6 protein-coding genes and 1 pseudogene are annotated in these 10395 nt (G+C 73.3%); 4 read left to right on the top strand and 3 right to left on the bottom strand.

Going from position 1 to position 10395, the window contains the following annotated elements; translation table 11 throughout:
* Positions 1–179 (bottom strand): annotated as a pseudogene (locus tag DRV96_RS12760) (ribulose-phosphate 3-epimerase); the annotation flags it as partial.
* 35 nt (positions 180–214) lie between these two features.
* Here DRV96_RS12760 and apaG point away from each other — a divergent pair.
* The 4 genes from apaG to DRV96_RS12740 all read left to right on the top strand — a co-directional run bounded on the left by apaG (position 215) and on the right by DRV96_RS12740 (position 5965).
* Positions 215–583, top strand: a complete 369-nt coding sequence (apaG, locus tag DRV96_RS12755) for a Co2+/Mg2+ efflux protein ApaG (RefSeq protein ID WP_119291667.1) — start codon at positions 215–217, stop codon at positions 581–583.
* 13 nt (positions 584–596) lie between these two features.
* A complete protein-coding gene (locus tag DRV96_RS12750; protein WP_119291665.1) occupies positions 597–2648 on the top strand; it encodes a site-specific recombinase in 2052 nt (683 codons plus the stop codon).
* 91 nt (positions 2649–2739) lie between these two features.
* Positions 2740–3939 carry a murein transglycosylase A gene (gene mltA, locus DRV96_RS12745; RefSeq protein WP_235823390.1) on the top strand — a complete coding sequence of 400 codons (1200 nt, stop codon included), beginning with the start codon at positions 2740–2742 and terminating at the stop codon, positions 3937–3939.
* 37 nt (positions 3940–3976) lie between these two features.
* The gene (locus tag DRV96_RS12740) at positions 3977–5965 is read left to right on the top strand and encodes a DUF1631 family protein (RefSeq protein ID WP_119291661.1); all 1989 of its coding nucleotides are present in this window, start codon (positions 3977–3979) and stop codon (positions 5963–5965) included.
* On the opposite strand, the gene DRV96_RS12735 is transcribed toward DRV96_RS12740, so the two are convergent.
* Complete coding sequence (locus DRV96_RS12735; RefSeq protein ID WP_419187054.1) at positions 5966–6904, bottom strand: response regulator; 939 nt, start codon at positions 6902–6904, stop codon at positions 5966–5968.
* Complete coding sequence (locus DRV96_RS12730) at positions 6859–10260, bottom strand: hybrid sensor histidine kinase/response regulator (protein ID WP_119291656.1); 3402 nt, start codon at positions 10258–10260, stop codon at positions 6859–6861. The genes DRV96_RS12735 and DRV96_RS12730 overlap by 46 nt, the downstream gene beginning before the upstream one ends.
* Positions 10261–10395 lie beyond the last annotated feature (135 nt).

The following is a 10395-nucleotide window of genomic DNA, read 5'->3' as shown; positions in this document are numbered from 1 at the left end:
CAGTGCGGCTTGAGCGCGGCGGCGACCATCGGGCCGATCGTCAGGTTCGGCACGTAATGGTTGTCCATCACGTCGAAGTGGATCCAGTCGGCGCCAGCGGCGATCACCGCGCGCACCTCGTCGCCGAGGCGCGCGAAGTCGGCCGACAGGATCGACGGGGCGATGCGGTAGGTGGGCATCGTCAAATTCTAGGAGGCTGACAGAATCGGCCGCCATGGCACGACCCGAGTTCACCTGCAGCGTCAAGGTGCAGCACCTGCCCGAGCAGTCGGGTGACGGTGCACACGCGTTCGCATACACCGTGACGATCACCAACACCGGCGACATCACCGCGCAGCTGGTGGCCCGCCAGTGGCTGATCACCGACGCGCACGGCCATCTCGAGGAAGTGCGCGGCCTCGCGGTCGTGGGCCACCAGCCGGTGCTCAAGCCCGGCGAGTCGTTCGAGTACACCAGCTGGACGCGGCTGGCCACGCCCACCGGGTCGATGCGCGGCACCTACTTCTGCATCACCGAGGACGCGCACTGGTTCGAGGCGCCGGTGCCCGAGTTCCCGCTGGCGCGCGCGCACGACCTGCACTGAGACTCGCGCCGCCGTGGCCGTCGCGACCCCGCCGTCGTCCGTCCCCGCCGCCGCCCGTCAACGCGGATGGGACCTCCCGTCGCTGCTGACGGCCGCCGATCCACGCGCGCCGCTCGCCGAGCGCCACCGCTGGCTGATCGGGCTGACGCAGTGGCTGCGCGCGGCGGCGCGTGGCCCCACCGCCGCAGCCGATGCCGACCGCACGCCGCTGCCAGTTCTGCGGCTGCGCCACCTGGTCGACGTGCTCGAGCGTCACGGCGAACCGCGCGCCCGCGTCGCGGCGCTGCTGGCGCAGTTCTGGCGCGACGTCGACGTCGCCTCGCTGTTCGCCGATCTCGGCTACGGCACCCGCATGTCGCTGTGGAGCGAGCTTCGCCACCGGCTCGCGCTGCGGCTGCTGCCCGCCACGCCCGAGACGCGCGACCTGGCCGAGCTGTTCGTGCTGCTGTTCCCGTCGCGCGCGGATGCCGACCGGCTGCGCGCGATCGACGATGAGACGCTGCAGCGTCTCGTCGCGCTGGTCGCGCCGCCACCAGGCCACGGCGACGCCCACGGCTGGCGACGTCCGCTGCTCGACGCCGCCACCTTCCTCGCGACGCACATCGCCGCGGCCGGCGTGTCGGCACCCCTGCGGCGGCGCATGGACCCCGCGCTCGTGGCCGACGCGCCATTCCCGCAGCTGGTGCCCGCGACGACCGAAGTCGTCGCGGCGCTGCGCGCCGGTGACGACGCCCTCGCACTGCGCAAGCTGCCGTACCTGCGCGCGCTCGTCGACGCCTGCGCGCGCGCGGCCGACAGCGTCCACGCGCACCTCGAGGAGTTCGGCGTGTCGGTCGACATCGTGTTCGAAGTCGAGCAACTGAAGTCGCGCGCGCGCCGGCTCGACGAGGTGCTGGGCTGCCTGGTGTCGCCCGCGCCCGCGCACGACGTCGCGCGTCTGCTCGCCGACCTGGTCGACGTCGCGCACCGGCGCCTGAGCGTGCGCTCGCTGTTCGAGCGCCACTACGCGCTGCTGGCGCGCAAGCTCACCGAACGCAACGCCGAGGTCGGCAGCCACTACATCACGCGCAATGCCGCCGAGTACCGCGCGATGCTGCGCGCCGCCGCCGGCGGTGGTGCCGTGATCGCGCTGACCACCTTCGTCAAGTTTGCGATCGGTGCGCTCGCGCTCGGCGCGTTCTGGACCGGCTTCTGGGCCGGTGTCAACTACGCGGCGAGCTTCGTCGTCGTGATGCTGCTCGGCTGGACGGTGGCAACCAAGCAGCCGGCGATGACCGCACCGGCGATGGCCGCCAAGCTGCGCGCGCAGCTCCCCGACGACGAGGTCGCCGCCTTCGTCGACGAAGTCACGCACCTGATCCGCTCGCAGGCGGCGGGCATCTTCGGCAACCTCGCACTCGTGTTCCCCCTCGTGCTCGCGGTGCAGCTCGGCTGGGCCGCGGCGTTCGGCGCACCGCCGGTCGGTCCCGAGACGGCCGAGTACGTGCTGCACTCGCTGACGCTGCTGGGCCCCACCGCGCTGTTCGCCGCGTTCACCGGCGTGCTGCTGTTCGCCAGCTCGATCGTCGCCGGCTGGGTCGAGAACGCCTTCGTGTTCCACCGCCTCGACAGCGCGATCGCGCACCACCCCGCCCTCGTCGCGCGGCTGGGCGCGGCGCGCGCGCGGCGCTGGGCGGCGTGGTGGCGCGCGAACGTCTCGGGCGTCGCGGCCAACGTGTCGCTGGGGATGATGCTCGGCCTCGTGCCGGCCGTGCTCGGCTTCTTCGCGCTGCCCGTCGAGGTCCGCCACGTGACGCTGTCGACCGGTCAGCTCGCCGCGGCGATCGGTGCGCTCGGGCCCGACGTGCTGCAGCGCGCCGACTTCTGGTGGTGCGTCGCCGGCATCGCCGCCACCGGCGTGCTCAACGTCGGCGTCAGCTTCTACCTCGCGTTCAAGCTCGCGCTGCGCGCCACCGGGGTGCAGGTCAGGGACCGCGCCCGTGTGGCGCGCGCGATCCGCCGCAGGCTGCTGCGCCGCCCGCTGAGCTTCCTGTGGCCGCCGCGGGAGGCGCCCGGCGGCCCATGAGTGCGCCGCGGGGCCTCAGCGCGGCGGATCGTCGCGCCGCGGTGCGGCGTCGTCGCCGCTGCGCCGCTCGCCGCGCCGGCGGCCGGAGAACATCGTCCACCACACGATGAAGATCAGCAGCAGCAGCGCGGCCAGCGCTTCGAGCAGGAGAAGCCACATCGCGGGGATCGTCGTGAAGGTCGCGGCGGCCACGATTCTAGGAACGCTCGCGTCGTGCGCCGTGCCGCCAGTGCCAATGCCCCCGCACGAGGCGCCGCCGGCGGCCCCGGCGGCGGGGCCGGTCATCGAGCGCGAGGGCGCGCGCTGGGTTGCGGTGGACTGGCTCGCGCTGCCCGGCTGGTTCGACGACACGCTCGCCGGCGCCTGGCCGGCGCTGCAGCGCAGCTGCGAGCGCCCGGCGCCGGGCTGGGGCGCGCTGTGCGCGCAGGCGCTGGCCGCCACGCCCGTCGACGATGCCGCCGCGCGCCACTGGCTGATGCAGCGCCTGCAGCCGTACCGCGTCGAAGCGGCCGACGGCAGCGCCGACGGCCTGATCACCGGCTACTACGAGCCGCTCGTCGAGGCGCGGCGCGTCCCCGGCGGCGCGTTTCGCGTGCCGCTGCACGCGCCGCCGGCCGACCTCGCGACGCGCCGCCCATACTGGACGCGCCAGCAGCTCGACACGCTGCCGGCGGCGCAGGCGGCGCTGCGCGGACGCGAGATCGCCTACGTGGCCGACCCGCTCGACGCGCTGGTGCTGCAGATCCAGGGCTCGGGCCGGTTGCGCGTGACCGAGCCCGACGGGCGCGTGCAGACGGTGCGCCTCGCGTTCGCCGGCCACAACGACCAGCCGTACCGCTCGGTCGGGCGCTGGCTGATCGACCAGGGCCAGTTGCCCGCCGAGCAGGCGTCGTGGCCCGCGATCAAGGCCTGGGCGCAACGCAACCCGCAGCGCGTGCAGGAGATGCTATGGGCCAACCCGCGCGTCGTGTTCTTCCGCGAGGAGCCGCTGCCCGACCCGGCGGTGGGCCCGCGCGGCGCGCAGGGCGTGCCGCTGACGCCGGGTCGCTCGATCGCCGTCGACCCGCGCAGCATCCCGTACGGCACGCCGGTGTGGCTCGACACCACCGAGCCGCTCGCCAGCACGCCGCTGCGCCGGCTCGTCGTCGCGCAGGACACCGGCAGCGCGATCGTCGGTGCGGTGCGCGCCGACTTCTTCTGGGGCTGGGACGGCGACGCCGAAGCGCAGGCCGGGCGCATGAAGCAGCCGCTGCGCATGTGGGTGCTGTGGCCGCGCGACGCCCCCCGCTGAGCGCCGCCGTGGCAGCGACCGCGCCGGATAATGCGGCATGCCCGCCGCCGCATCGATCCAGCAGTTCGTCGACGATGAGCTGCGCCGCTGCCCCGAGCTGGCCGAGCGCGTGCACGCCGGCACGCTGCACGCGCTGAAGGACCCCGAGCGCGCCGCGCTGTACCCGAGCGAGCGCGCGCACCACTTCGCGCTGCTCGAAGCGCTGACCGGCCGCGCCGCGGCGTTCCGCGAAGCGTTCTGCGACGCGCTGCGGCGCCGCGTCGCCGCCGAGATGCGCTCGGCGCGCGAGGCCGCCGCACCGGCGCGCGGCGGGGCGCTCGAGCTCGAGCTGGTCGACGAATCGCGCGTCGAGGTCGACATCGAGATCTCGCGCGCGGCGCAGGTCATCGACAGCACCGCCGAGTGGGAGCTGCGCGAGCTGCAGACCTTCACGTCGGCGCTGGCCGGGCTGCGCCACGTGAGCGCGCACAGCCTGCCGCTGCGCCCGCACACCTACGCCGGTGCGCTGTGGGACGCCACCGGCACGGTGCTGGCGAACCAGGCGCAGCGCATCGTGCTGCTGCGCGCGGCCAGCGCCGTGCTGGCCGACGAGCTCAAGCGCGGCTTCGCGCAGGCCACCGCGCGACTCGAGGCGCAGGGCGTGATGCCCAGCGCCTACCGCAGCGTCAAGCTGCCGCCGGGCAGCGTGCCGCTGCGCGGCAGCCGCGGCGCCGCCAGCGCGCTGCAGTCGCTGCTCGGCGAGATCTCGCTGTCGCGTGCGGCGGCCGGTGCGCCGGGCAGTACCGTCGCCGGCCACACGATCGCCGGCGGCACGGCAGCGGCACCGGTGCAGGCGGCGCAGATCGCGGCGCTGGTGTCGCGGCTGTTTCGCGCGTTCGCCGCCGACGACCGCGTCGGCGCCGACGCGCGCGACGTCATCGCGGCGCTGCAGGACCCGGTGCTGCGCCTCGTGCTCGCCGACGAGTCGGCGCTGCACGACCTCGATCACCCCGTGTGGCAGCTGCTCGACCGCATCGCGCGCATCGGCGAGGACTACGCGCCCGGCGATGCGCGCCAGCGGCGGTTGCTCGCCGCGTGCACGCCGCTGGCCGCCCAGCTGGCCGCCGCCGACGTGCCCACCGCGGCGATGGTGCGCCGCGCACTGGCCGCGATCGACGCCGAAGCCGACGCGCTGTGGCAAGAACGCCTGGCTGCCGGGCAGCCGGCGATCGCGCAGCTGGCACGCGTCGAGCAACGCGAGGTGCTGCAGCACCGGCTGGCCGAGCGGCTGGCCGAGCAGATGGCGTCGCGCAACGTGCCGCCAGCGGTGCGCCGCTTCCTCGCCGGGCCGTGGGCACGCGTGATCGCGCAGGCGATGGTCGAGCACGGCGAGGCGCACGCGCGCACGCAGGCTTTCGTGCGCGCCGTCGACGACCTGCTGTGGAGCCTGGACGTGCCGCCCGACCCGGCCAGCCGCCAGAAGCTGCTCGCGCTGCTGCCGCCGCTGCTGGGCACGCTGCGCAGCGGCATGGCATCGATCGCGCTGCCCGACGCCGAGCGCGACGCCGTCCTCGACCAGCTGATGGCGGCGCACACCGAGGCGCTGCGCGGGCGCGCTGCCGGCGACGCGCGCGCGCCGGGCGCGGCCGACGTCGTGCAGCGCCTGCGCGACCAGATCCGCGCCGACGAGCCGCCGCCGCGGCCGTTCGGCGACTCGGTGATCGACGTCGCGTCGATGGAAACGGTGCCCGCCGAGTTCCTGCCCACCGGCGTCGACGATGGCGGCATGCCCGCCGACACGTTCGCCGTGGGCCAGATGCGGCGCATGTTCATCGGCGGGCGCTGGACGCGCGTGCAGCTGCTGTGGCGCAGCGAGCGCGGCCAGTACCTGCTGCTCGCCGACGATGCCGATGCGCGCACGACGCACTCGATGACGCGTCGCGCGCTCGAGCGGCTGCAGGCCGCACGGCTGGTGCAGCCGCTGCCGCCGTCGTCGCTGGTGCGGCGCACGATCGCGAAGCTGACGACGCAGGTTTCGCTGCAGTGATCACGCATCGCCGCCCGCGCGGCTGGCCAGTGCGGCGGCGGCGGCGCGCGTCTCGACCCCGAGCTTCTCGAACACGTGCTCGAGGTGCTTGTTGACCGTGCGCGGGCTCATGCCCAGGATGTCGGCGATGTCGCGGTTCGTCTTGCCCTTGGCCACCCAGGACAGCACCTCGGCTTCACGCGGCGTCAGCGCCGCGCGCTGCAGCCGCAGCGTCGTCGCGTCGCTCGCCTGGCGCCACGCCAGCAGCCACATCGTCTCGCCGAGTGCCACCTCGCCGAGTCGCCGGGCCAGCAGCTCGCCGCTGCCGCAGGCCCGGCACAGCAGCCCGTCGGGCCCCACGGCAGCGGCGTCGGCCAGCCAGGTCTGCAGCGGCACCAGCGCCGCGTCGTCGCTGCCGAAGCACTCGTGCATGAGCTGGCGCGCGCGCGGCGAACACCAGGCCACGCGGCCACGCGCGTCGACGACGACGACACCGTGGCCCGCCACGTCGACCGCGTCGCGCGCCAGCCGCACCGCGCGCGCGTTGCGCACGTGTGTGGCCAAGCGGGCCAGCACCTCGGCCGCGCGCAGCGGTTTGACGACGTAGTCGACCCCGCCGGCGTCGAAGCCGGCGACGACGTGCTCGGTCTGCGCCAGCCCCGTCATGAAGATCACCGGCACATGCGACCACGCGGGCTCGGCCTTGATGCGGCGGCAGACCTCGAAGCCGTCGAGCCCGGGCATCACGGCGTCGAGCAGCACGGCATCGGGCGTCACCCACCGCAGCCGCTCGAGCGCATCGGCACCGTCGGACGACAGCAGCACCGTATAGCCCTCCGCCTCGAGCTCGCTGGCGAGCGCGCCCAGCGATCCCGGCGCGTCGTCGACGACGAGCACGACGTCCCGCCCCTTGGTCACCGCGACGTCTCCTCGTGGGCCTGCAGCGCCCGTTGCAGCCAGTCGTCGACACCGGCGACATCCCACCGCTCGACGCATTCGCGCAGCACGGCGACCTCGGGTTCGGCCCCGGGTTGCTCGTCGTGCAAGGCTTCGAGCAGCTGCACCACCCCCTGCCGGTGGCCGAGCCACAGCAGGTAGCGCAGGCGCTGCAGCGCTTCGGGCGGCAGCACCGATCCGGACGGCGCGCCGACGCGCCGTGGCATTTGCAGCCGCTCACGGGGCGATGGTTCGATGGCCCATTCGAGATGCAGGTGCCGCTCCAGTGCGGCGAGCAGCTCCGACTCGATCACCGGCTTGTCGACGAAGGCCTGGCACCCCGCTTCGCGCAAGCGCTCCGGCACGTTCTCGAACGCATTGGCCGACACCATCAGGATCGGGAGCCGGTGGTGGCCCGCCGCGCGCAGCCGGCGCGCGGTCTCCCAGCCGTCCATGTGGGCCATGCCGATGTCCAGCAGGACCGCGTCGACGGCCTCGTCACGCGCCCGCTCGAGACACTCGGGTCCGCTGGCGGCCTCGCGCACGACGAAGCCCAGGGGCATCAGCATGCCGGCCAGCATCTGGCGCTGCGTCGGCTGGTCGTCGACGATCAGCAGCGTGCGCCGCGGCCCGAGGTAGCCGGTGACCGGGCGGCGCGCCGCACCATCTCGCCGCGGCGGTGGCGCTGACTCGCTCAGGTACAGGCGCACCGTGAACACGCTGCCCTCGCCCGGGCGGCTGCGCACCGACAGCTCGCCGCCCATCAGCTGGGTGAGCAGCTGCGTGATCGTCAGGCCCAGACCGGTGCCCGGGTCACCGCTGCGCCGGCCGGCGGTACCGCGCTCGAACGGCAGGAAGATGCGCTCCAGATCCTGCTCGGCGATGCCGATGCCGGTGTCGATGACCTCGAACCGCGCCACCTCGCGCCGGTGGTCGAGTGCCAGCGTCACGCCGCCGCGCTCGGTGAAGCGCACTGCGTTACCGAGCAGGTTGATCAGGATCTGCCGCAGCCGCTTGGCGTCGGCACGCACGTAAGGCGGCAGGCGGCCGTGCACGCGCAGCTCGAAGCGTAGGCCCTTGGCCTCGGCCTGCGGCGCCACGATGCCGACGACGTCGTCGAGCAGCTCGCGCAGGTCCACCGGTGCGAGGTCGAGCCGCAGCTTGCCGGCCTCGATACGGGCCAGGTCGAGCAGGCCGTCGATCAGGCCGTGCAGGTGCTCGCCGCTGCGGCGGATCGTGTCGACGGCGACGCGGGCTTCACCGTCGACGCGCGGATCCTTCAGCAGGATCTGCGCGTAGCCGAGGATGCTGTTGAGCGGAGTGCGCAGCTCGTGCGTGATGCCGGTGACGTAGCGCGTCTTGGCCTGGTTGGCCGCGTCGGCCAGGTCCTTGGCACGCTGCAGCTGCGCGTCGGTCTGGCGGTGCGCCTCGATCTCCCGGGTCAGCAGCAGATTCTGCCGGTCGGACTCCTGCTGCGCACGCTGGCGGCTCTCGCTGCCCAGCACGATGCCCCAAGCCCCCACCGCCGCCGCCAGCGACAGCAGCGCGAACACCTGCAGCAGCGAGCCGCGCAGCGCGCTCACCACCTCGGGCGGCTGGGTGGCGCTGTACTGCGTGTAGACCACCGCGAGGATGGCTGCGCACAGCCCCACCAGCGACGCCGCGACCACCAGGTAATGCGCGACGCGGAAGTTGACGGCCCGCGCCAGCCTGCGCGGCAGCACGGCCGCCAGCGCCGCGCTGACCTGCTCGGCCACCCGCGAGCGCGTCTTGCACCGGTCGTGGCAGCGCGACTCCAGCGTGCAGCACAGCGAGCAGATCGGCGCGCCGTAGGCCGGGCACGTGGCCATGTCCTCGGACTCGAAGGTGTTCTCGCACACCGCGCAGCGCACCGGTTCACCGGGACGCCACGGCGTGGAGAGCGGGCGCGCCAGGTAGTAGCGCCCTCTCGTCCACCACGCGAGCACCGGCGAGACCACCAGCGCGACCGCCAGCGCGATGAACGGGGCGTACGCCTGCGCCACCGGGCCGAACGTGCCGCCATAGGCGGCCATCGCGCAGGCCGCGGCGAGCAGCATCGCGCCCAGGCCGACCGGATTGATGTCGTACAGGTACGCGCGGCGGAACTCGACGTGGCGCGGGCTCCAGCCCAGCGGCTTGTTGATCACCAGGTCGGCGACGAGCGCGCCGACCCACGCGATCGCGACATTGCTGTACAGACCGAGCACGCTCTCGAGCGCGCCGAACACGCCGAGCATCATCAGCAGCACAGCGATCAGCACGTTGAACACGAGCCACACGACGCGCCCCGGGTGACTGTGCGTGAGCCGGGCGAAGAAGTTCGACCACGCCAGCGAGCCGGCGTAGGCATTGGTCAGATTGATCTTGACCTGCGAGACCAGCACGAACAGCACCGTCGCCCCGAGCACCCAGCGCGGGTCATCGAACACATAGCCGAACCCGGCCAAGTACATGTGCGTCGGATCCACCGCCCGCTCCAGCGGCTGCTGCCCCTGCAGCACGAGGAAGGCGAGGAAGGCACCGCCGAGCATCTTGGCCATGCCGGGCACGATCCACCCCGGCCCGGCCACCAGCACCGCCGCCCACCACCGCCAGCGGTTGGCCCGCGTCTTCTCGGGCAGGAAACGCAGGTAGTCGACCTGCTCGCCGATCTGAACGACGAGGGAAAAGGCCACCGTCGCCGCGGCGCCGAACATCACGGCGTCGAAGCCGGCGCTGCCCGACACGCGCCCGGCCAGCGAGGTCAGCTCGCTGTACTTGGCGGGGTCGTTCAGCGCCACCGCCAGGTACGGCAGCACGCACAGCAGCAGCCACACCGGCTGCGTCCACCACTGCAGCCGCGAGATCAGCGTGATGCCGTACATCACCAGCGGCACGATGCCCAGCGACGACACCAGGTAGCAGACCCACAGCGGCCAGCCGGTGAGCATCTGCAACGCCAGCCCGAGGATCGCCGCCTCCAGCGCGAAGAAGATGAAGGTGAAGCTCGCGTAGACGAGCGACGTGATCGTCGAACCCAGATAGCCGAAGCCCGCGCCGCGGGTGAGCAGGTCCATGTCCAGGCCGTGGCGGGCCGCGTAGACGCTGATCGGCAGCCCGGTGAGGAAGGTGATCAGCCCCACGACCAGGATCGCCCACAGCGCGTTGGTGAAGCCGTAACTCAGCGCGATCGCCGCGCCGATGGCCTCCAGCGCGAGGAACGACGTCGCGCCGAACGCCGTGTTGGCCACACGGAACTCGCTCCACTTGCGCGCGTGGCGGGCGGTGTAGCGCAGCGCGTAGTCCTCGAGCGTCTCGTTGGCGACCCAGCTGTTGTAGTCGCGGCGGATGCGCAGGATCTTCTGCGGAGCGATGGACAAGGGTGGCCTCGTGAATGACCCGGTCGGTGCCGCCGCAGCGGGCAGCAGCCCTTCCCGCGCGTAGCAAGAAGCGAACCGCGGCACGGCTGCAGTGTCGGGCCGCGCGGCGCCATCGCTGCTACGTCGAATGACGTA

The sequence above is a fragment of the Azohydromonas sediminis genome (assembly GCF_003574675.1).
GTDB classification, from domain to species: Bacteria; Pseudomonadota; Gammaproteobacteria; order Burkholderiales; family Burkholderiaceae_C; genus Calidifontimicrobium; species Calidifontimicrobium sediminis.
This window is presented reverse-complemented; position numbering and strand designations above follow the sequence as displayed.

Bases quoted from the DNA above. Each gene is read 5' to 3' on its own strand.
- apaG (WP_119291667.1), top strand. From the start codon at position 215: ATGGCACGACCCGAGTTCACCTGCAGCGTCAAGGTGCAGCACCTGCCC.
- DRV96_RS12740 (WP_119291661.1), top strand. From the start codon at position 3,977: ATGCCCGCCGCCGCATCGATCCAGCAGTTCGTCGACGATGAGCTGCGC.